Below are 21,035 nucleotides of genomic sequence, written 5' to 3' on the forward strand. Positions count from 1 at the left end.
TGACCGGATCCGGCCGGGACGACCGGGACGACCGGGACGACCGCCGGGCTGCGCGGGTGGGTGGGTCCTCCCCACGGCCGCCCTCCGGGGCCTCTAGGCTGTCTCGCCGTGAGCAAGCGTCGAAAGAACCAGCGCGCCGCCGAGCTGCCCCCGAAGCGGGAGAAGGTGCGGGACATCTACGTTCCCCGCCCGTTCGAGGGCCTGGTCGACGAGCCGGAATGGATCGCCCTGCGGGAGCTGGTGCCGGCCGCGTCCGCGCCGCTGCGGCTCGCGCCGGCCCTGGTCGAGGAGTTCGGCGACCGCGAGGTCACGCTCGCCACGGTGCTGCCGATGGCCGCCCCCGCGATGACCAGGCCGGACGGCGGGGTGCTGATCGGGCTCCAGCGGCACCTCCAGTCCGGGGACGTGTCCCGCGACCTCGCCGAGGCGCTGCTGTGTGCGCTGCGCACCGAGCCGGGCCGGCAGGTGCCGGTGCCGCCGCTGCCCGGGCCCGGCCCCCGACTCCAGGACGTGCTGGCCGACGGCCCGCTGGAGATCACCCTCCACGACGACTTCGAGTTCTGGCTCGCGCCGGAGGCGGCGGAGGATCCGACCGTACGCGCCTCGCTGGAACGGGCCAACGCCGCCATCTACCCGACGCGGCGGCTGACGGCGGCCCGCGCGGCGTACTGGTGCCGCGTACCGGAGAAGGCGCACGTGCGCTGGGTGCTGCCCGAGGGTGAGGACGCGGCGCTGGACGCACTGGCCAGGCTGTCCGCAGCCGGCACGCTGCCCCTCGGCGGGAGCACGAAGTTCGCCGGCATGTTCCGCGCCCACGGCCGTCTGGTGCCGGTGTGGGACCTGCCGGAGGGCACTCCGGCCGGCGAGTGGGAGGACCCGGTCGCCGACTTCGCCAAGCGCTACGCGGACGCGGTCGCCGACCCCGCCCCGCTGGACGCGGCGGCCCGCCGCGCCCGACAGGGCCTCCTGGGCCGCCAGTTGACCCTCCGCTGACTCGCTGCCGCACAGGGTCGCCGGCCGGCCGCCGTGGGATCGCCGTCAGGGCTGCGGTGAGCTGACGTCCCGGGGATCGCGGAGCAGGGGGTCGCGCACCAGGGGGCACGACATGCAGCGCGGGCCGCCCCGCCCCGAGCCCAACTCCGAGCCGGCGATCGGAAGGACCTCGATCCCGGCCCGCTCCAGTTGGGCGTTGGTCTCGGTGTTGCGTTCGTAGCCCACGCAGAGCCGGGGCGCGAGGGCGAGGGTGTTGTTGCCGTCGTCCCACTGCTCCCGCTCGGCCGTGACAGGGTCGAGGCCGGTGTCGATGACCCGGAGCTGGTCGAGGTCCATCGCGTCGGCCGCGGCGCGCAGGAACGGCGCGGGGCCGTCCACCCGTGGGCCTTCGCCGTCCGTGCCGGCGATCACCGTGTACGCGGACAGCGTGCTGGCGATGTTGGGATACATGAGCACGGCGTCGACGTCGACCATCGTGCAGACGGTGTCGAGGTGCATGGTGGCCCGTTCCTGGGCGATCGGGACGACCAGGATCGTGTGTGCCAGCCCGGCCGCGAAGACCTGCCGGGCCAGCCGTTCCGCCCCGGCCGGGGTGGTGCGCTCGCCCACGCCGACGGCCAGCACCCCGGGGGCCAGCAGCAGCACGTCGCCGCCCTCCAGGTGTTCCAGCTCCGGGTGGTAGACGAACTCGGTGCCGGCGAAGCGCGGATGGTACCGGTAGATGGCGTGGGTGAGCGTGGTCTCCCGACGCCGGGCGGGCATCGCCAGGCTGGTGACTCCGGCCCGGTCGCCGATCCAGAGCGAGGAGTCACGGGTGAACAACAGGTTCGGCAGGGGATCGACGACGAAGTCGTGCCGGTCCATCAGCGTCCACACCAGCCCGCCGGGCCGGTTGCGGCCGAGCCGCAGTTCCTCGTGGGCGAGACCGGCGATGAGCACGTCGGCCAGGGCCGCCGGATCGAGGTACGCGAGGTGTTCGGCGATCCGGGTGCGCAGGGTGTCGCCCAGCCGGGGCGAGCCCAGCACCTGCGCGGTCAGCTCGGCCCGCGCGTCGGCGACGGCGAGCGTCTCGGCCAGCAGGGTGCCCAGGTAGAGCACCTCGACCCCGCGCCCGCGCAGGGCATCGGCGAAGGCGTCGTGCTCCTCCTGGGCCCGTCCGACCCAGGGGATGGCGTCGAAGAGCAGCGAGTCGTTGTTGCGTGGGGTGAGCCGGGCGAGTTCGGGGCCCGGCCGGTGCAGCAGTACGGTGCCGAGCCGACCGACCTCGCTGTCCACGTAGTGGGTCACCCTTGCAGGGTAAGGGCAGGGTTTGGCGGCATCCGGTAAAACAACTGTGGATGAATATGGCATTCATCCACAGTCACTCCGGCGCTCCGGCTTGCCGACCACCCGGACTGGCAACGTAGGGTAGTGAGAAAGTAACTTCGAGGGACCTTTTGCCGGAGGTCGCGATGACTGTCTTCCCCGCTCGCCGAGCCGTACCGTCCAGCCGGGCACTACCGCCCGGAGCGGTGCCCCATCCTCGAACGGAGGCTCTCGGCCCCGCCCGGCCGTCCCCGTTGGACTGGGCCCGCCGGCGCCGGGCCGAGCGGGGCGCCCGGAAGCTGGAGGCGGCCGGCGCTCGTGCCCTCGGGCAGCTCGACCACCTCGGGCCGGCCTGGCACGTCATCGAGTGGCCACGCACCGACGCGGCCGACCTGCTGCTCGACGACGGTCGCGACGACCGGGCCGGGTTCCTGGCCATCGGCCCGAGCGGCCTGTTCGCCGTCACCATCGTCGACCACGGCCGGGCCCGGGTGCTGGTCGCGGGTGACGTGGTGCAGATCAACGGCAAGCGCCCGCCGTACGTGCAGGAGGCCCGCCGCGACGCCAGGCGGGCCGGCAAGGCGATGAGCGCGGCCGTCGGCCACCCGATCCCGGTGACGCCGGTGCTGACGTTCGTCGGCTCCGGCGTCATCAGCGTCTACGGCCTTCCGAAGGACTGCATGATGGCCACGCACCGGGAGCTGGACCGCCTGCTCGTGGCCGGTGGCAACAAGATCAGCCCGGTCACCGCCGAGAAACTGGCCCAGGTCGCCCAGCATCCCGGCACCTGGCTCACCGGCACGTACCGTCCAAGTGCCGACTACCGGTGGTATGAGGAGGGCCGAACGGGCCGCTGACAACCCGGCCGCCCGCCGGTAACGTCTCCGGCGACGCCACGCGGCCCGGGTCCCACCCGGCACCCGTCTCCGTCCGCGCCGTCGCCGGCCACCGGTCATGGGCCCCGTGCAGCGCGCCGGCGACCCGGTGGCTTCCACGCGGTCGGCGGTCGCCCCCGCGACCGGCTAGCGTGGACGAACCGTCGGTGTACATAGGAGGCGCGGTGGCCCACGTCGAACTCTCGCTCTCGGAAGTGTTCCCGCCGGCCGCCGGGACACCGCCAGAGCACGAGTCCGATGCCCTGGGCCGGTGGTCGTCGACCGTCTCCCACGCCGACGAGCCCTGCCTGCTCATCGACGCCCTGACCCGGGTCGTCGCCGTCTCCGCCGCCGGGTGTGAGTTGCTCTGCCTGGGTGCTCCGGACGACGTGATCGGCCTTCCCCTGCTCGACGGGGGGCTGCGGCTGCTCGACTTCACCGCCAACCGGTGCGAGTTGGCCGACCAGGAGGTCGACAAGATCCCTCCGCTGCTGGCGCTGTCCTCCGGTGGGCTGGCCCGTGGGCTGCTGCGGGTGCAGGCCGCCACGGCCGGCGCGCCGGACTCGACGGTCGACGCCATCTCCACCCCGGTTCTCGCCGACGGCGCCGTGGCCGGGTCACTCACCTTCTTCTCCGAGGTCTGACCTGGACGGCTGTGGCGTTCACCGCATTCGGCGGCGGTGGGGGCGACGCCGACCCAGGCCGTAAGGTGCCCTCATGCTCGACATCGCTGTGCTGACCGGAGAGTACGCCGTGTGCCGGCTGCCGGCCGGCTCCGCGCTGCCGCCCACCCTCGCGGGCGACCTCAGCGGCGACGATGTGGTGACGGTGAGCTGGACGGCCGACGGGCTGTCCGTGATCTGCCCCGCCGACCGGGTGCCCGAGCAGGCGGCGGTGGAGACCGTCTGGCGGTGCCTACGGGTGGCCGGCCCGCTCGACGTCGCCGTGACCGGAACCCTCGCGTCCCTGGTCGGCCCACTCGCCGAGGCCCGGGTCAGCGTGGTCGCCTTCTCCACCTACGACACCGACTACCTGCTGGTGCCCACCGTGCTCCTGGGCGAGGCGACGACCGCACTGCAACGCGCCGGGCACCACGTCCTGAGCTGACCTTCTCCCCGGCGGCGACACCTCCTACGATGGGCTCGGCCGCACCCGGCCGAAACGACGTCCCCCGATGTCTCACGAGGACCGGCCCGTGCCGCCCACACCGCCCACCTCGCGGGTCGACCGCGTCAGGCCGACCCGCCGGCTGACCGCTGCCCTGGCGGCGATGCCACTGCTGCTGATGGCGCCGGCTGCCTGCGGCACCCCGCCGGAGCTGCGGGAGTTGGCCGCCACGCCGACCGGCGTCCGGAGCGGGTCGCCCACCACGGCCGCGCCCACCACCGCCCCGACCACACCGCCGACGGTGCTGCCCGGCGCGCTGCCGCCGAGCCCCACCACAGACCCGGGGACGGTGGCGGTGGAGTGCCGGACGGGTCCGTCGCGCGCCCAGGTGGTCGACCTGGTACGAGGGCGTTCGGGGGTGCTTCCCGCCGACGCCCGGGTGCGGGTCCGCACGGGTCCCCTGTGTGCCGCCGACTGGCAGTACACGGTGCTGGCGGTCACCGGGTACGAGCCGTTGCAGGTGGTCACCCGGACCCGGTCGGGCGTTCCGCGCCTGGTCACCGCCGGCACCGACGTGTGCATCGTCGAGGTGCGGGTCGCCGCCCCGCCCGGCATCCGCACCCTGGCGTGCGAGGGCGACCCGGGCGTCGGCGCGGGTGCGTAGGCTGGTCGCCATGCCGGGAACACCACCGACCCGCTTCGTGTACCTCGGGCCCGAGGGCACCTTCGCCGAACAGGCGCTGCGCACCGTGTCCGCCGCCGAGCGGGGCAGCCGAACGCCGGCCCGCAGCGTCGGGGAGGCGCTGGAGAGCGTACGCACCGGCGACGCCGACGCCGCTCTCGTGCCGCTGGAGAACTCGATCGGCGGCGCGGTCGGGGTGACCCTCGACGAGTTGGCCGAGGGTGAGCCCCTGGCGATCACGAGGGAGGTCATCCTTCCGGTCGAGTTCGTGCTGGGTGCCCGTCCCGGCTCGGCCCTGCCGGCGGTGCGCACCGTCGCCGCCCACCCACAGGCGTCCACCCAGTGTCGGGGTTGGTTGCGTGCCCACCTGCCCGACGCGGTGGTGGTCGACGTGCTCTCCAACGGCGCAGCGGCGGCCGGGGCGGCAGCCGGTGAGTACGACGCGGCGATCTGCGCCCCGATCGGGGCGGCCCGACACCGCCTGACCCTGCTCGCCGACAAGATCGCCGACCATCCCGACGCGGTGACCCGGTTCGCGCTGCTGTCCCGCCCCGGCCCGCCACCACCCCCCACGGGTGACGACGTCACCTCGCTGGCCGTCTACATCGCGCATGACCGGGTCGGCGCCCTGCTGTCGGTGTTGATGGAGTTGGCCGTGCGCGGGGTCAACCTGACCCGCATCGAGTCCCGCCCGACGGGCGAGGCGCTCGGCCGGTACGTCTTCTTCCTCGACTGCACCGGCCACGTCGCCGACGTACGCCTCGGCGAGGCCCTCCAGGGCCTGCGGCGGGTGTGCGCGGACGTGCGCTTCCTGGGGTCGTACCCGCGGCACCGCTGGACGCCGACGGCAGGCGACCGGCCCGTGCCGGCTCCGGCCGGGCTGTCCGACACCGACTACGCCGACGCGGCGGCGTGGCTGGCCCGGCTGCGGGCCGGCGACCTGTGCTGAGCGCCGCAGGGGCCACCCCGGTCGGGTGGCCCCTGCGGGGCGAACTCAGCTGAGCAGCCCGCCGAGCAGGCCACCCTGCTGCTCCTGAGCGCCGCTGCCCTGGATCGGCGGCTCCTCGGAGGGCTGCACGACCACGAAGCCCTGGCCGGCGAAGCTCATCGTGAACGCCTCGCCGGTGCTGCGGCCGAGCAGCGTGCCGAGGCCGAGCTGTTCCGCCCGGTGGTAGCCGGTCTGGAGGTTGGCCGACCAGCACACGGCGGCCTGCGGGTCGACGTAGGTCGGAGCGTCGACGTTGAGCACCACCGGGGTGCCCTTGGTGGTGATGGCGATCCGGCCGTGCCCGGAGAACACACAGTTGAACAGGCCCGACGAGGACGCCATGCCGGCACCGCCGACCATCCGGATGTCGTACTGGAGGGTGGAGTCGAAGGCCAGCACGCTGGAACCGTTGATCGACAGCGCGTCGCCCGGCTCCAGGTCGATGATGTGCACGTCCTTGGCGAGCTCGGCGAGGAACACGTCGCCCCGGCCGCTGACCTTCATCAGGGGCACACCCTCGCCGGTGAGCTTCTGCTTCAGGAACTTCCCGAGCCCTCCGGAGCCCTGGGCCTCGAACTGCACCTGCCCCTGGTAGGCGACCATCGACCCGACCCGGGCCATCGCCTCGCCGTTCAGCTCGATCTTCAACATCTTGGAGTTCTGCAACCGCATGCCGGGCTGCGCCGACTCCTTCTCAAGGTTCTCCGCCGAGAACAGCTCGCTGCGCATGGACTTTCCTCCTGGGGTCGCTTTGCCTGGCTGCGAAGGTAGGTCAGGAACGCAACCATCGACCACCCCGAGGCCGGTGGCTCAGCCCCAGCCCAGCTCGTGCAGTCGCTCGTCGTCGATGCCGAAGTGGTGGGCGATCTCGTGCACCACCGTCACCGCCACCTCGTCGACGACGTCGTCGTCGGTGTCGCAGATGCGCAGGATCGGGTTGCGGTAGATGAGGATGCGGTCCGGCAGGACCCCGGCGTAGTCCCACCCCCGGTCGGTGAGCGCGTGCCCCTCGTAGAGGCCGAGGAGGTTCTCACCGGGCGGCGGGTCGTCCTCCACCAGGATCACGACGTTGCTCATCAGGGCGAGCAGTTCGCCGGGGACCTCGTCGAGCGCCTCGCCGACCAGTTCCTCGAACCGCTCCCGCCCCATCTCCACTGCCACGCCCGCATTCTCCCTCACCAGGCACCCGCCCCCCACCCGCGATCTTGCACTTTCGGCCCCGACAACGCGCAGGAATCGCGGAGCGAGGGCCGAAAGCGCAAGATCGAGATGAGGTCAGGGATCAGGGGTCAGGAACTCAGGCGGGCGTCGAGGGTGATCTCCGCACCCGGCGAGAGCAGGCGGGAGATCGGGCAGTTCTGCTTGGCGGCGTCGGCCAGCTTGCGGAACTCCGCCTCGTCGATGCCCGGCACCTGGCCCACGGTGTCCAGCTCGATGCGGGTCACGGTCATGCCGGCGTCGGTCTTGTCCAGGTGCACCTTCGCGGTGGTCTCCACGGAGGTCGGAGTCGCGCCGGCCTCGGCGAGGAGCTTGGAGAAGGCCATCGAGAAGCAGCCGGCGTGGGCGGCCCCGATCAACTCCTCGGGATTGGTGCCCTCGCCCTCCTCGAAGCGGGACTTGAAGGAGTAGTTCCCCTCCAACCCGCCCTTGCCGGTGCGGATGGTGCCGGACCCCTCGGTGAGGTTGCCCTGCCAACGTGCGGAAGCGGTACGGATAGGCATGCGTCAGACGCTATCCGACACCGGCCCCGGCGGCGACCGGCCGGTGCCTCCGACGCCGGAGGCCGGGCAGGGTCCTCCCGGACCTGGCGGCACCCCGCGCAGTTCAGGGTCCGGCGTGCGCCGACCGTTGTGTCATCATTCGACGGAGGCCCATCGACCTGGGAGGGTGACCCGATGAGCCAGGACCTTCCCATTCCCCGCCAGGAGGAGCGGTCCGCCGACCCCGCCGTGGTCGAGTGGGGGGAGTCGTCGTCGATGCCTCCGCCGGCCGGCCGCCTCGGGCGGGGGATGTCCGGACTGCGCCGGGACCCGAGACTGCCGGTGCTGCTCGCCGGCCTGGGCGCACTGGCCGCGGTGGCCTCCCTGGTCGGCGAGTGGTCGGTGATGACCATCCCGAACGCCGGCCCCGAGGGCGACACCGCCGTGGAGGTGCCCGGCGGGGTGGCCGAGGTGGGCGGCTTCGGCGTCGCGTACCTGGTCGCGCTCGTCGCCCTGAGCTGTGCGGTCGCCCTGGCGCTGCGCGGCACCCGGCCGGTAAGGCCCAACGCGCGGGTGGCCGGGTCGGCCCTGGCGGTGGCCACCCTGGCGATCCTGGCCGCGACGGTGGCCACCCTCGACAACGCCGGCCGCCGGGCACTGATCTACGCCCCCGACGACGGCTTCCAGGTCGAGCAGGGCCGTGGCCTGGTCGCGGCGTTCGTCACCTGCGTCCTGCTGGTGGCGGCCCTGCTCGTGGGCCCGCGTGACACCGTGTCCGCCGAGCCCGGCGACGACGCGGACGCGCCGGAGCCCGACGTCGCGGAACTCCGCGCCGCCCCCCGACGCCGGGCCACGAGCGACCGGCCCGCCGACGGCCTGCCGCCGCCCGCCGACATCACCGTCGCACCGGCGGTGCCCTTCGCCCGGGGCGAACCCCCGCGCTGACGCACCCGGAGCCGCCCCGTCGGCTGCCGGGCCCGGTGCGCCGCCCCGGGGCCGGGCACCCGCAGTGGCGGTGGCCGGCACCCCGGCGGACCTGGCCGCACCGACGCGGTCGTGCCGGTGGTCGGCGGATCGCCCGGGGGTCACCGTCCGTTGGCACCCGATTCGCCGGGAAGCCATGGTGGCGACCGGTACCCCGAGGTACGGTTGCTGCCCGCCGTCACGCCGGGTCGCAAGCGACGACCGTGCGGCTGGCCGCGACGGCGGTGGGCGAAGGAGGAACCATGACCCGCCCGGGCCTGCCCAAGTTGATCGCCACCGACCTCGACGGAACGCTCGTCCGCAGCGACGAGTCCGTCTCCGCCTACACCCACGAGGTCCTCGACCGGGTGCGGTCGGCCGGGATTCCGGTGGTCGGCGCCACCGGCCGGGGCCCCCGGTTGACCGAGCTGACGCGCAACGACATCCGGGCCGCCGACTACCTGGTGCTGGCCGGCGGCGGACGGGTCGTCGACCAGAGCGACCCGGACGGGCCGGTGGTGCTGCGCGACGAGCGGCTGCCCGCCGAGGTGCTGGCCACGATCGTCGCCGACCTGGAGGTAGCGGTCGGGCCGCTGACCGTCATGGTCGAGGCGTCCGACGAACACGACGCCCCGCTGTGGGGCGACTACCACCCGATCTGGCCGTACCAGGACCGGTTCGAGACGCGCAGCCGCGCCGAGTGTCTCTCCTGCGACGTGATCAAGGCGTTCGCGCGGACCGCCGACCACCACGTGGACGAGTTGCTGGCCGCCGCGCGGGAGATCGTACCGCCGCACGTGGCGACGCTGACCCAGGCCGGCCTCGGCTTCGTCGAGATCTGCCCGCCCGGGGTGGACAAGGCGACCGGCCTGAGCGTGGTGGCGCAGGCGCTCGGCGTCGACCCGGCCGAGGTGCTGGTGTTCGGCGACATGCCCAACGACCTGCCGATGTTCGCGTGGGCCGGGTGGGCGCGGGTGGCGGTCTCCAACGCTCATTCCACCGTGCGGGCCGCCGCCGACGAGGTGACGCTGCGCAACGACGAGGACGGGGTGGCGGTGTACCTCGACCGGCTACTGTCGCGCTGATGGAGGAGACACCACGCCTCGTCGCCAGTGACATCGACGGCACGCTGCTGCGCGACGACCGTACGCTGAGCCCGCACACCGCCGCGGTGCTGACCCGGATCTCGGCGGCGGGCACGCCCGTCGTCCTGGTCACCGGCCGTCCGATCCGCTGGCTGAAACTCGTGTACGACCAGCTCGACAAGCCCCTGCCGGCGGTCTGCGCCAACGGGGCGGTGGTCTACGACCCCGACGCCGACGAGGTGCTGCGGGCCGATCCGCTCGCCCCGGAACTGCTGGCCGAGGTCGCCCGCCGGCTGCGCGCCGAGGTGCCCGGGGTGAGCTTCGCCGTGGAGATCGTCGACAGCCGCGAGATGCGGCACGAGGCGCACTACCCGCTGCGCTGGGACGCCGACGACGACGCGATCCGGGCGGTGGACACCCCGGAGGAGTTGGTGGAGGTACCCGCCGTCAAGCTGCTCGCCCGCGCCGGCGACCAGGATCCGGACCGGTTCACCCAGGTGGTGGCCGGGGCGTTGGCGGGCCTCGCCGAGGCGACGCACTCCTCCTACTCCGGGCTGGTGGAGATCTCCGCGTCGGGGGTCACCAAGGCGGCGGGGTTGGCCTGGTACTGCCATCGGCTGGGGGTCGACGCCGCCGACGTGCTGGCCTTCGGTGACATGCCGAACGACGTTCCCATGCTGACCTGGGCGGGTCGGGCCGTGGCGGTGTCCAACGCCCACCGCGCCGTCCTGGAGATCGCCGACGAGGTCACCGGGGCGAACTCGGTGGACGGGGTGGCGACGTACCTGGAGAAGGTCTTCGGGACGGCGTGACGGCGACGCGCGGCCCCCCGGGGCGCCGCCCTCCCCCGTACCACAGATCGGCGTTCGTCGGAGACGGCGGATGACCAGCCCCGGTTCGACGTCCGGTGCCGAGCTTCCGCACGCCGGTGCGACTGCCGACCGGCGGGTGGGGCGCGGCCCGCGCTCCGCACGCGGGCCGCGCCGTCGGTCAGAGGTACTGGCCGGTGTTGTGTCCCTCGCCGCCCTGCGGCTGGCCCATCCCCGGCATTCCCGGAACCACCGCCCCGACGGGCCCGCTGGGCAGTGCCGTCCGGCCGGAGCGCATCTGCTCCAACTGCACCCGGGCGGCCATCTGCTGCGCCACCAGGGCCGCCTGGATGCCGTGGAAGAGCCCCTCCAGCCAGCCCACGAGCTGGGCGTGGGCGATCCGCAGTTCGCCCTCGCTCGGCGCCTTGTCCTCCGTGAAGGGCAGCGAGATCCGCGCCAGCTCGTCGCGCAGCTCGGGGGCCAGGCCCTCCTTCAGCTCGACGATCGAGCGTTCGTGGATCTCCCGCATCCGGTGGCGGCTCTCGTCGTCGAGCGGGGCGGCCTTGACCTCCTCCAGCAGCTGCTTGATCATGCTGCCGATACGCATGACCTTGGCGGGCTGCTCCACCAGGCGGGCCGGGTCCTCGCCGTGGGCCTCGTCGGTCTGCACCGTGCCGACCGGCCGGCCGTCCGGCCCCACCACCACCACGGTCCCGGAGTGGCCGGCGTCGTCGCGGCCCGGCTCGTCGTTCTGTCCAGCGGAATGCGCTTGGGTCATGGCATCCATCTTTACCCAGTCGCGCCCGCGTACGCCGCCCGGGCGTCGGACGAAGCTCACACCTGTGCGCGCTACGGTCGCCACATGCCCGCCGATCCTCGCGCCGTCCTGACCCGCCCCGCCCCGCCGCCGGACGCCACCGTCGCCTACGGCGACCACCCCGACCAGGTGGTCGACGTGCGCCGACCCACCGGGTCGGGCCCCCGCCGACCGCTCGTCGTGGTGGTGCACGGCGGGTTCTGGCGGGCGGAGTACGACCGGCGGCACACCGATCCGCTGGCGGTCGCGCTGACCGCGCTGGGCCACCCGGTGGTGCAGGTCGAGTACCGGCGTACCGGGGCCCCCGGTGGGGGCTGGCCGAACACCCTCACCGACGTGCTCGACGGGATCGCGGCGGCACCCCGACTGGCCGCGGAGGTGTCGCCCGGCGCGGGGAGCACCGGGGCTCCGCTGCTGGTCGGCCACTCGGCGGGCGGGCAGTTGGCGCTGTACGCGGCGACGTCCGCCCCGGGCACCGTGGGCGGCGTACTCGCGCTGGCTCCGGTCACCGACCTCGTCGAGGCGTACCGGCTGGATCTGGACTCGGGGGCGGTGGCCGCGCTGCTCGGCGGCGGCCCGGTGGAGGTCCCTGACCGGTACGCTGCCGCCGATCCACGCACGTTGGTGCCCCCGCGAACACGGACAGTAGTTGTGCACGGGGCCCTGGACCTTCAGGTGCCGATCGGGATGAGCCGCGCCTACGTTGCCGCAGCGCACGCCGCAGGAGCCGAGATGTCCCTTCGCGAGCTGCCGGAATGCGAACACTTCGGGCTTATCGACCCGGAGTCATCCGCCTGGCCGCAGGTCACCGCCGCGTTGCGGTCTCTCCATGAAGATCATTAAGCATTGACGCAGCGTCGCGGACCAGGTAGAACGCCGGGGGGGCAGTGATCCTGCCCTGCAACGCCTTCGAAGGGAACCCGGTGTCGCAGATGAACCGCAGGCGGGCACTCCAGCTGCTGGCCGCGCTCGGTACCACCGGACTCGTCGCCGGGTGCGGCTCCGACACGGAGGACGAGTCGACCGGTTCGGGCACTCCGGTCCGGATCGGGCTCGTCGCGCCGCGCTCCGGGCCCGGCAAGGCGATCGGTGACGAGATCATCAACGGCTTCGAGTTGTACCTCGACCTCAACGACAACCTCCTCGGCGGCCACCCGGTCGACCTGGCCATCGCCGACGAGGGAGACAGCGTCGAGACCGGCAAGGCGGCCGTCGACAAGCTGCTCAAGCAGAACGTGCTCGCGCTCACCGGGGTGGCCAACGCGGCGGTCATGTCCAGCATCCGCGACACCGTCGAGCAGGCCCGGGTGCCCCTCATCGGCTCCAACGCCTCACCGACGGGTCTGCAGTCCGTGGTCTACATCTGGCGCACCTCGTACGTGCTGGACGAGGCGGGCCGGGCCCTCGGGCGGTACCTGAAGAACGAGCTCGACCCCGCCGCCCGGGTGGTCATGGTGCTGCCCGAGACCGTTGCCGCACAGGACGTGCTGCGCGGTTTCCGGCAGGAGTTCGGCGAGTCCGACCCCCGCATCGTCGGCGACGTCGTCTGGACCAGCAACACCGCCTCGCCGAACAAGACGACCTATCTCGCGGACATCCGCCAGGCCCTGCAACGCAACCCGAACGCGATCTTCTGCTTCTACTCCGGCACGGCGGCGGTGCAGTTCATCACCCAACTGCGCGACGAGGGCTACGAGGGCAACATCTACGCCCCCGGGTTCCTGACGGAGGGCCCGGTGCTGGACCAGATCCGCCCCGCCGAGCGGGCGCTGGGCATCCAGACCGCCCTGAACTACTCCGCCGACCTCAACAACGCGGCCAACCGGCGGTTCGCCTCGGCGTACCGCAAGAAGCACAACGTCTCGCCGACCACGTACGCGATGGCCTCGTACGACGCGGCGCAGGTGCTCAACCAGGCGATCCGGATCGTCGGCGACTCGCCCACGCCGCAGCAGGTCAACCTGGCCCTGGGCAAGATCGGCCAGATCGACAGCCCACGCGGGGCGTGGCAGTTCAACCAGCCCCGGACCCCACAGCAGAAGTGGTACCTGCGCGAGGTGCAGCGCGACGGTCAGGTCCTGTCGAACGTCCTGGTCAACGAGCTGGCCACGCTCGGCTGACACCCGCGACGGGCCGGCCCCCGTCGGGCGGCCGACCCGTTCCCGTCGTCGGCGCGACGCCGGGGCGTCGGGCCGTTGATCAGTGCCGCAGCTCGGCGACGCAGCACTTCACGCTGCCGCCGCCCTTCTTCAACTCGGCCAGCTCGACCGGTACCGGGGTGTAGCCGGCGGCCTTCAGCTTGCCCGCGAGCCGCGACGCCTCGCTGTTGAGCACCACGTTCGCACCGTCGCTGACCAGGTTCAGGCCGAAGGACAGGGCATCCTCGTCGTCGGCGACGACCGCGTCCGGAAAGAGCTGGGTCAGCACCCGCTGGCTGGCCGCGGAGAACGCGCCCGGGTAGTAGGCGATGTTGGTGTCGTCGATCGAGGCCAACGCCACGTCCAGGTGGTAGAAGCGGGGGTCGACCAGGCGCAGCGAGATCACCGGCCGGCCCAGCGCCTCCTGCGCCTCGGCGTGCGCCGCCGGCTCGGTGCGGAACCCGTGGCCGGCGAGGACGATGCCCCCGTGGGCCTCCGGCAGGTACGCGAAGTCACCCTCGCCCTCGTTGGTCTCGCTCGGCGCGATGAACCGCCAGCCCTGCGACTCGTAGAAGGCCCGGTGCACGGGGGCCTCGGCGGCCCGCTGGTGGTGTTTGAACTGCGCGCCGTAGGCCGTGCCGTCGACGACGAACGCCCCGTTGGCCGCGTAGACCATGTCGGGCAGACCCGGGCCGGGGGTCAGCAGGTGCACGTCGTGGCCCAGACCGACCAGGGTCTCCCGCAGCCGGTCCCACTGCTTGACCGCCAACTCCGGGTCGACCGGGGTGGTCACGTCCATCCACGGGTTGATCGCGTACTCGACCGCGAAGTACTCGGGCGAGCACATGAGATATGTCCGCTTTCGCGAGACTCGCTGCTGGTTCACGGTCACCAAGATAGGTAGCCTGGAACTTTGATAACAGCCACAACCATTGCTTCCCAGGGGCGAAACGTTGCAGATAGATGCCGTAGACCAACGGATCATTGCGTTGCTCGTTGCTGATGCCCGCGCCTCGTACGCCGACATCGGGCTGCGGGTGTCCCTCTCCGCGCCGGCGGTCAAGCGGCGGGTCGACCGGCTGCGGGCCGCCGGGGTGATCCGCGGCTTCACCGCGGTCGTCGACCCGGCCGCCGTCGGCTGGACCACGGAGGCGTTCGTGGAGCTGTTCTGCGCCGGCCGCACCACTCCCGCCCAGCTCGGCGCAGCGGTACGCCGACACCCCGAGGTGGTCGGGGCGTACACGGTCTCGGGGGAGGCCGACGCGCTGGTGCACCTGCGGGCCGCCGACATCGCCCACCTGGAGGAGGCGCTGGAACGGTTGCGAGCCGAACCGTTCGTCACCTCCAGCCGCAGCACGATCGTGCTGTCCCGGCTCGTGGAGTCCCCCGGGGTCGGCCCGTCCACCGGCTGACGGAACCGGGTTCACACTTCCCGCGTCGAAGCGACCATGACACGGGGAACCCGCACCACCGGCGCACTCCTCGCCGCCCTCGCCGTGCTCGCCGCCTGCACCGAGCCACCACCCGTCCGCCTCGACCCCGACGGGCCACGACCCGTGCCCGCGTCCCGGCTGGTCGCCTACGACTCCTGCGCGGAGGCGCTGGCCGAACTGCGGGCCGCCGCCGTGGAGTCCGTCGGACCGTACGGCTTCGGCGGGGGTTGGCTGAACTCGGTGCCGTTCGGGGAGGCGGAGGCCGCAACCGTCGGCGGTGCCAGCCGAACGAAGGACGCGCGGACGCACTCCACCACCAACAACCACGAGGCCGGGGCCGACGAACCTGACGTGGTGAAGACCGACGGCCGTCGGATCGTCACCGTGCAGGACGGCGTGCTGCGGGTCGTCGACCCGGCGAGCCGCCGCGAGACCGGCCGCCTGGACGTCAGCGAGGGCCGGCGCGAGCTGCGCTGGGCGTCGTACGAGCTGCTGCTGCGCGGCGACCGGGCACTGGTGCTCGCCGACAGTGTGTCGCTGCTACCGGCCAGGCCCGAGCCGGCAGCGGGCGCCCGGCTCCGCCCCGGACCACCCGCCGAGCGTGGGGCCCGGCTGCTGCTGGTCGACCTCGCCGGCACGCCCCGGGTGCTCGGCACCTACCGGATCCGGGGCACCGCGGTGGACGCGCGCCTCACCGCCGACACCGCCCGCGTCGCGATCCGCACGGCGGCCCGCTTCGACTTCCCCCACCCGAAACGGGGCACCCAGGAGTCGCGCGTCGAGGCCAACCGGTCGGTCATCGCCAACTCCGGAATCGATGCCTGGCTGCCCGCGTACGAGTGGACCGACGGCGACCAACGGCACACCGGGCGGGTGGGATGCGACCGGCTCAGCCGACCGGACCGCCTCACCGGCACCACGACGCTGACCCTGCTCAGCTTCGACCTCACCGGCGACCGGCTCGGCGACGGCGACCCGGTCAGCGTCGCCGCCGACGCCGACACCGTGTACGCCACCGCCAGCAACCTCTACCTCGCCGGTGTGCGGCCCGTCCCCGGCCGCCCATGGACGCCCCGGTGGACCCCGACGCCCGGGGAGCAGATCACCGAGATCCACCAGTTCGACACGGCCGCCGCCGGCCGGCCCCGCTACCTCGCCACCGGCGCCGTCTCGGGCTGGCTCGTCAACCAGTACGCCCTCTCCGAGTGGCAGGGACACCTGCGGGTGGCCACCACCACCGGCGACCTGTGGGGGCGGGAGCGGACCTCCGAGTCGGCGGTCCGGGTGCTGCGACGCGTCGACTCCGCCCTCGTGGAGACCGGCGCGGTCGGCGGGCTCGGCCGGGGCGAGCGGATCTACTCGGTGCGCTATCTCGGCGACCGCGCCCACGTGGTCACCTTCCGGCAGACCGACCCGCTGTACTCGCTCGACCTCACCGACCCGCGCCGGCCCCGGGTCACCGGCGAACTGAAGATCACCGGCTACTCCGCCTACCTGCACCCCATGCCCGACGGGCATCTGCTGGGCGTCGGGCAGGAGGCGGACGCGCGGGGGCGGACCCAGGGTGTCCAGGTGTCCCTGTTCGACGTCCGCGACCCGGCGAAGCCGTCCCGCACCGCCCGGTGGCACCTGCCCGGCGCGACGACCGCCGTCGAGTTCGAGCCGCACGCCTTCCTGCACCAACCGGAGACGGGCTTGGTGGCGCTGCCGGTCAACGGCGACGTACGCCTCCTGCGGGTCGGCGGCGACAGCATCGCCGATCTCGGCGCGGTGAGTCACCCCGGCAACCAGGGCCGGGTCGAACGGTCGCTGCTGGTCGACGGGGTGCTCTGGACCGTCTCCGACACGGGGCTGCGGGCCAGCGACCCGACCACCGCGGCCAGTCTCGCCTGGCTCCCCTGGACCTGATCCTTCCTCCCATCGCGGGTGGGGCCCGGTTTCTCGGGGTTTCCGGGCCCCACCCGCCCCTCCCGCTCACCGGCGGGGTACGGCGTGGCCGCCGGCGTTCAGAGATACATGCCGGTGCGGTGTTCGTCCTCGTTCCGTTTCGCCGACTTGTCACCCTCACCGAAGAAGCGCTTACCGCCGAACTCGCCGTGCAGCCGGTCGTCGAGTTCGTCGGCGAGCCCGGTCATCACCTGCACCGCGAGCATCAGATGGGTGGGCTGGAAGTTGCGCCCGAACACCGGGATGGACGCCCACACCGTGTCCTCGGCGCAGTAGAGCCGGCCGATGGGCATCCGGTTGGTCAGTTCGGACAGCTTCACGTACAGCCGCTCGGTGGGCTCGACCTCGGTGAGCACCGGGGAGAAGACGTCGACCAGGGGCGGATTGTCGCGCACCCGCACGAAGACCATCGCCGAGCCGGCCCGGATGTTGATGTCGCCGTCGGAGTCGACCTGGAGCCGGTCGGAGTCGGACTTCAGCATGGTCGACACGACCGTGCGTACCCGCTCAGCCAGCGCCAGCACGTCGCTTTCCACCGCCGCCTGGCTCTTCGCGGCGGCGGCCAGCGCCTCGTCCAGGTCGGTCTCCACGTCCCGGTCCGGGCCGAACTCGCTGCGTGCGGTGCCCAGCGGGCCACCGGGCAGCGGTTCCTCGTCGGCGTCGTGCACCAGATACACCAGGAACGCCGGGTGCGGCGCACCGTAGACGTCCCGCATGGTGCGGGACAGCACGGTGGCCAGCCGGGTCGCCTCGTCGGTCGTGCAGTGCAGCCCGAACTGCTCCCCGGAACCCTCGACCACCCCCGGCGGTGACCAGCCCAGCGCGACCATGTCCGCCACGGCGGCCCGGTCGAGGCGGTAGCCCTGCGGCAGCAGGGCGTTGCCGACCGCCCGCGCGGCCAGCCGCCCCTGCTCACCCACGTCGACGCCCACGGAGTAGACCGCGTCTCCGGTGCCGGAGGCGGTGGGATCGAGGGTGACCTCAAGGTGCGCCCCGGCGGGCAGTGCCGGCAGCCGCTCAGCCAGCGCGCGGGCGAACTTCCGCCACGCCTCGGTCACCTTCGCCCGCAGGTCGGCCGTACTCGGCTCGTCGAGCAGAATCGACTCGTGGTGCCCCGGCGTCCCGGCCGGCGCCGAGGGGTGGTCTGCCGTCATGATCGCCTCCGTCCGTCACGGCAACCCTACCCACGCGGCGGCCCCCCTCAGTCCGGCTGGTCGCTGCCGAGCGCCACCGGCCAGACGGCGGCCAGCTCGCCGAGTCGTGCGGCGGTCGCGGCCGGCTCCGCGCCCCGCCCCACGGCCACCCCCAGCAGGTACGCGGTGACCGGCGCACCGGGACGCAGCACCTGATGGGCCACGTCCCGGGCCAGATCCAGCACCGCGGGCACCGGCACCTCGGCCGGATCGAGGCCCAGTTCGGCACAGGCCGCCGTGACCCAGTCGTCCATCACCGTCATCGCAACCACTCCTCCGCCCGGCGCACGTCGTTGTCAGTGTCGCAGTCGAACCAGGGTGGCGGGCCGTCGCCGAGCCAGCGCACCTCGACCACGGCCAGCCCGGCCAGCAGGGCCCGCAGCGACGCCCCGGCGAGGTTCCCGTCCCGCTCGGCGGCGAGCCGGTCGAGGGCGGCGCGCAGCGCCGGAACCCGCCAGACCCCGCACAGCGACTGTCGCCGTCCGGCCGCGTCGACGTAGCAGGCCCCGTCGACCGGCTTCGGCGCTTCGGGAGGCCCGCCGCGCGCGTGCCGGTTCGCAGAAACCTCCGAGCCGTGCCCGTCCCGGCGGGCAGCCACCGCCGACGGTGCCTCCAGGTGGTGCAGCAGATCGTCGACCGCGTGCCGGGTGAGCAGGGGCAGGTCGGCGGCGAGCACCGCCACGACCGTCGTCGCGGGATCGAGCAACGCCAGCCCGGCGGCGAGCGCGGCGACCGGTCCTCCGCCAGGGGGATCCTCCCGGGTCGAGCGCACCCCGGCGGGGGTGGGCCCGGCCGGCCCGACCACGACCCGGGTGTCGGCGGCGGCGACCGCGGTCAGCACCCGGTCGCGCATGGGTTGCCCGCCGACCGGCACGGCCGGCTTGTCCCGGCCGCCCATCCGCCGAGCCGCACCCCCGGCGAGCACCACCGCTGCGTATCCACCCACGCCGTCACGCTATCCGGCCCCGCCGGACGGTCGACGCATGCCGGGTCGGCTACGTCGACCGACGCCGACGCCGACGCCATGGGCCACGAGCTGCGGACTGCGGACTGCGGACTGCGGACTGCGAGCCTCGGACTGCGGACTGCGTGCATTGGGGCGCTACGGGCGGCGGTGGCGTCGGGCAGGATGGCGGGATGGGACGGGCGACTGACCGGCGGGGTGTGCTCCGCCTCGACCTCGACGCGCTGACCGAGGGACGCGCCCCGGTGCGGCGGCCGGACACCCTCGCCGTGGAGGAACCGCTGGAGATCCGGGTCGGCCCGGCCGGCCCGCGTCGTCGTCGCCCGTTGACCGTGACCATGCGTACCCCCGGCCATGATCTGGACCTGGCCGTCGGGTTCCTCTTCACCGAGGGACTGGTGCGCTCGGCGGACGACGTGGCCACGGCGCAGCTCTGCGCGGGCGACCAGATGCCCAACACCTACAACGTGGTGGACGTGGCCCTCGCCCCCGGCGTGCCCGACCCGTCCAGCGACCCCACCCGGCACTTCCACACGACCAGCGCCTGCGGGGTGTGCGGCAAGGCGAGCATCGACGCGGTGCGTACCCGGTCGCAGTTCGTCGTCGCAGACGATCCGCTGCGGGTGCCGGCGACGGTGCTGGCGACCCTGCCGGAGCGGTTGCGGGCCGCGCAGCGGGGTTTCGACCGCACCGGCGGCCTGCACGCGGCGGGACTGTTCACCGGTGCCGGCGAGCTGGTGACACTGCGCGAGGACGTGGGCCGGCACAACGCCGTCGACAAGGTGATCGGCTGGGCGGTACGCGAACGCCGGCTGCCGCTGGCCGGGCACCTGCTGCTGGTGTCCGGCCGGGCCAGTTTCGAGCTGACCCAGAAGGCGTGGATGGCGGGGGTGCCCTTGCTGGCCGCCGTGTCGGCACCGAGCACCCTCGCGGTCGAGGTCGCCGAGGAGGCCGGGCTGACCCTGGTCGGCTTCCTGCGCGGCCGGACGATGAACGTGTACGCGGGCACCCACCGGGTCACCAGCGGGGCGTGACCGACACGCCGGCCGGGTCGCGGCGGCAGGATCGCCGGATGCCCTCAGCAGCCGGGTGTCCTCACCAGTTGCGCAGGGCCTCGAACAGCTCCAACCGGACGGCCGCGTCCCGGGCCAGCAGGAAACCGGCGATGCCGAGGATCCAGCCCATCGCACTGCCGGACGTCCGGGTGATCCAGCCGTTCAGCCGAACCAACACCGGTTCCACCACGCGGGGCCAGGCAACCCGGGCCGCCAGCAGAGCCGCCGCCGGCAGCACCATCACCACGCAGTAGGCGGCGAGGAGCGCCACCACGGCCGGCGTGCCCAGGCCCGAGGTGGCGAGCAGGCCCATCGCGCCCAGGTACGGCAGCATCGTCGCCACCTCGGCGAGCGCGGCGAGCAGGGCGAGCCCGACCAGCCACCGGACCGACGAGTCGCCGCTCGTCGCCCGGTCCCGCCACCTCGACACCGCCCCTCGGCCACCGCCGCGCCGCCTGCCGTCGTAGCGGAAGCTCAGCAGGAACAGCCCCACGCCGACGGCGAGCTGTGCCCACAGCACGGGACGATGATCGAGTGCCCCGTCCAACGCCCCGGCCAGCCGGGTGCCGCCGACGTAGAGCAGCACCCCCACCACGACGTAGAAGCCGGCGATCGTGCCGAGGTAGGCGAGAATCCGCCGGGCTCGGACCGGGCCGGGAGCGAGCAGCAACCACACCGGGATGAACAGGGTGCCGATGCTGGTGCTGTCGACCAGCGCCAGTCCGGCGAGGGAGAGCAGCAGACCGGCGCTCATGCTGATCCGGGCTTCGATGCGTACACCTGACAAGTGTCGACGGCCCACCGGCCGGGCGACTCGCCCCTGGGCACGATGAGGGGCTACATCCTTTGATGGAGCGGTGCGGTGGCGGGCAGGTCAGGCAAGCAACAGCGCCCGCTCCGTCTGGCACGGGCAAAGCCCTCGATCCCCAGCAAGGGCATCGACTACACCCATCTCGCGGGCAGCCTGCTGGGGCCTGACCG

23 protein-coding genes and 1 pseudogene are annotated in these 21,035 nt (G+C 73.2%); 14 read left to right on the forward strand and 10 right to left on the reverse strand.

From position 1 onward, the window contains the following. Positions 1 to 108 precede the first annotated feature (108 nt). Positions 109 to 993 carry a DUF5926 family protein gene (locus GA0070616_RS12270; protein WP_091081132.1) on the forward strand — a complete coding sequence of 295 codons (885 nt, stop codon included), beginning with the start codon at positions 109 to 111 and terminating at the stop codon, positions 991 to 993. A gap of 45 nt (positions 994 to 1,038) precedes the next feature. On the opposite strand, the gene GA0070616_RS12275 is transcribed toward GA0070616_RS12270, so the two are convergent. Continuing rightward, positions 1,039 to 2,280 (reverse strand): arginine deiminase, encoded by a 1,242-nt coding sequence (locus GA0070616_RS12275; RefSeq protein WP_091081135.1) that lies wholly within the window; start codon positions 2,278 to 2,280, stop codon positions 1,039 to 1,041. A 164-nt stretch (positions 2,281 to 2,444) separates the two neighbouring features. On the opposite strand from GA0070616_RS12275, the pseudogene GA0070616_RS12280 reads away from it, so the two are divergent. The 5 genes and pseudogenes from GA0070616_RS12280 to pheA all read left to right on the forward strand — a co-directional run bounded on the left by GA0070616_RS12280 (position 2,445) and on the right by pheA (position 5,911). Further along, positions 2,445 to 3,177: pseudogene (locus GA0070616_RS12280) on the forward strand (hypothetical protein). Positions 3,178 to 3,358: 181 nt separating this feature from the next. Further along, entirely contained in the window at positions 3,359 to 3,817 is a 459-nt protein-coding gene (locus tag GA0070616_RS12285) for a hypothetical protein (protein ID WP_091081143.1), read from the forward strand. A gap of 73 nt (positions 3,818 to 3,890) precedes the next feature. Continuing rightward, a complete protein-coding gene (locus GA0070616_RS12290) occupies positions 3,891 to 4,280 on the forward strand; it encodes an ACT domain-containing protein (RefSeq protein ID WP_091081147.1) in 390 nt (129 codons plus the stop codon). A 67-nt stretch (positions 4,281 to 4,347) separates the two neighbouring features. Beyond that, positions 4,348 to 4,944, forward strand: a complete 597-nt coding sequence (locus tag GA0070616_RS12295) for a hypothetical protein (RefSeq protein WP_425412941.1) — start codon at positions 4,348 to 4,350, stop codon at positions 4,942 to 4,944. 10 nt (positions 4,945 to 4,954) lie between these two features. Beyond that, positions 4,955 to 5,911, forward strand: coding sequence for a prephenate dehydratase (pheA, locus tag GA0070616_RS12300; RefSeq protein ID WP_091081151.1), 957 nt, complete (start codon positions 4,955 to 4,957; stop codon positions 5,909 to 5,911). 45 nt (positions 5,912 to 5,956) lie between these two features. Here pheA and GA0070616_RS12305 read toward each other — a convergent pair whose 3' ends face one another. The 3 genes from GA0070616_RS12305 to GA0070616_RS12315 form a co-directional block, all read right to left on the reverse strand. After that, a complete protein-coding gene (locus GA0070616_RS12305; RefSeq protein ID WP_091081155.1) occupies positions 5,957 to 6,679 on the reverse strand; it encodes an AIM24 family protein in 723 nt (240 codons plus the stop codon). 81 nt (positions 6,680 to 6,760) lie between these two features. Continuing rightward, positions 6,761 to 7,105, reverse strand: coding sequence for a metallopeptidase family protein (locus GA0070616_RS12310; protein WP_175440259.1), 345 nt, complete (start codon positions 7,103 to 7,105; stop codon positions 6,761 to 6,763). 134 nt (positions 7,106 to 7,239) lie between these two features. After that, entirely contained in the window at positions 7,240 to 7,671 is a 432-nt protein-coding gene (locus tag GA0070616_RS12315) for an OsmC family protein (RefSeq protein WP_091081162.1), read from the reverse strand. A gap of 174 nt (positions 7,672 to 7,845) precedes the next feature. Between GA0070616_RS12315 and GA0070616_RS12320 the strand changes: the two genes are divergently transcribed. The 3 genes from GA0070616_RS12320 to GA0070616_RS12330 all read left to right on the forward strand — a co-directional run bounded on the left by GA0070616_RS12320 (position 7,846) and on the right by GA0070616_RS12330 (position 10,510). Beyond that, positions 7,846 to 8,595 carry a hypothetical protein gene (locus GA0070616_RS12320; protein ID WP_091081165.1) on the forward strand — a complete coding sequence of 250 codons (750 nt, stop codon included), beginning with the start codon at positions 7,846 to 7,848 and terminating at the stop codon, positions 8,593 to 8,595. A gap of 281 nt (positions 8,596 to 8,876) precedes the next feature. Continuing rightward, entirely contained in the window at positions 8,877 to 9,698 is an 822-nt protein-coding gene (locus tag GA0070616_RS12325) for an HAD family hydrolase (protein WP_091081169.1), read from the forward strand. After that, on the forward strand, positions 9,698 to 10,510 hold the full coding sequence (locus GA0070616_RS12330) for an HAD family hydrolase (RefSeq protein ID WP_091081173.1): 813 nt from the start codon (positions 9,698 to 9,700) through the stop codon (positions 10,508 to 10,510). Before GA0070616_RS12325 ends, GA0070616_RS12330 begins: the two co-directional genes overlap by 1 nt. A gap of 178 nt (positions 10,511 to 10,688) precedes the next feature. Here the strand turns inward: GA0070616_RS12330 and GA0070616_RS12335 are convergent, their stop codons facing one another. Further along, positions 10,689 to 11,294 (reverse strand): bacterial proteasome activator family protein, encoded by a 606-nt coding sequence (locus GA0070616_RS12335; protein ID WP_091081176.1) that lies wholly within the window; start codon positions 11,292 to 11,294, stop codon positions 10,689 to 10,691. Positions 11,295 to 11,369: 75 nt separating this feature from the next. Between GA0070616_RS12335 and GA0070616_RS12340 the strand changes: the two genes are divergently transcribed. Together GA0070616_RS12340 and GA0070616_RS12345 are read left to right on the forward strand one after the other, a co-directional pair. Further along, the gene (locus GA0070616_RS12340) at positions 11,370 to 12,167 is read left to right on the forward strand and encodes an alpha/beta hydrolase family protein (RefSeq protein WP_091081179.1); all 798 of its coding nucleotides are present in this window, start codon (positions 11,370 to 11,372) and stop codon (positions 12,165 to 12,167) included. Between the two features lie 80 nt (positions 12,168 to 12,247). After that, a complete protein-coding gene (locus GA0070616_RS12345; RefSeq protein ID WP_091090592.1) occupies positions 12,248 to 13,444 on the forward strand; it encodes an ABC transporter substrate-binding protein in 1,197 nt (398 codons plus the stop codon). A gap of 79 nt (positions 13,445 to 13,523) precedes the next feature. Here GA0070616_RS12345 and ddaH read toward each other — a convergent pair whose 3' ends face one another. Further along, entirely contained in the window at positions 13,524 to 14,357 is an 834-nt protein-coding gene (ddaH, locus tag GA0070616_RS12350; protein WP_175440062.1) for a dimethylargininase, read from the reverse strand. Positions 14,358 to 14,415: 58 nt separating this feature from the next. On the opposite strand from ddaH, the gene GA0070616_RS12355 reads away from it, so the two are divergent. Together GA0070616_RS12355 and GA0070616_RS12360 are read left to right on the forward strand one after the other, a co-directional pair. Further along, positions 14,416 to 14,874: an Lrp/AsnC family transcriptional regulator gene (locus GA0070616_RS12355; RefSeq protein ID WP_091081187.1), complete on the forward strand. Its 459-nt coding sequence runs from the start codon at positions 14,416 to 14,418 to the stop codon at positions 14,872 to 14,874. 36 nt (positions 14,875 to 14,910) lie between these two features. Next, a complete protein-coding gene (locus tag GA0070616_RS12360; RefSeq protein WP_091081192.1) occupies positions 14,911 to 16,803 on the forward strand; it encodes a beta-propeller domain-containing protein in 1,893 nt (630 codons plus the stop codon). A gap of 98 nt (positions 16,804 to 16,901) precedes the next feature. Here GA0070616_RS12360 and GA0070616_RS12365 read toward each other — a convergent pair whose 3' ends face one another. From GA0070616_RS12365 to mobA, 3 genes are read right to left on the reverse strand one after another with little or no spacing between them, the layout of a single operon-like run. Next, complete coding sequence (locus GA0070616_RS12365) at positions 16,902 to 17,996, reverse strand: T3SS (YopN, CesT) and YbjN peptide-binding chaperone 1 (RefSeq protein WP_091081195.1); 1,095 nt, start codon at positions 17,994 to 17,996, stop codon at positions 16,902 to 16,904. A 47-nt stretch (positions 17,997 to 18,043) separates the two neighbouring features. Further along, positions 18,044 to 18,298, reverse strand: coding sequence for a DUF6457 domain-containing protein (locus GA0070616_RS12370; RefSeq protein WP_091081199.1), 255 nt, complete (start codon positions 18,296 to 18,298; stop codon positions 18,044 to 18,046). Beyond that, the gene (gene mobA, locus GA0070616_RS12375) at positions 18,295 to 18,981 is read right to left on the reverse strand and encodes a molybdenum cofactor guanylyltransferase (RefSeq protein ID WP_091081202.1); all 687 of its coding nucleotides are present in this window, start codon (positions 18,979 to 18,981) and stop codon (positions 18,295 to 18,297) included. The genes GA0070616_RS12370 and mobA overlap by 4 nt, the downstream gene beginning before the upstream one ends. A 191-nt stretch (positions 18,982 to 19,172) precedes the next feature. On the opposite strand from mobA, the gene fdhD reads away from it, so the two are divergent. Further along, on the forward strand, positions 19,173 to 20,033 hold the full coding sequence (gene fdhD / locus GA0070616_RS12380; protein ID WP_091081205.1) for a formate dehydrogenase accessory sulfurtransferase FdhD: 861 nt from the start codon (positions 19,173 to 19,175) through the stop codon (positions 20,031 to 20,033). A 61-nt stretch (positions 20,034 to 20,094) separates the two neighbouring features. Here the strand turns inward: fdhD and GA0070616_RS12385 are convergent, their stop codons facing one another. After that, entirely contained in the window at positions 20,095 to 20,808 is a 714-nt protein-coding gene (locus GA0070616_RS12385) for a GAP family protein (protein WP_091081207.1), read from the reverse strand. Positions 20,809 to 21,035 lie beyond the last annotated feature (227 nt).

The organism is Micromonospora nigra, assembly GCF_900091585.1.
GTDB classification, from domain to species: domain Bacteria; phylum Actinomycetota; class Actinomycetes; order Mycobacteriales; family Micromonosporaceae; genus Micromonospora; species Micromonospora nigra.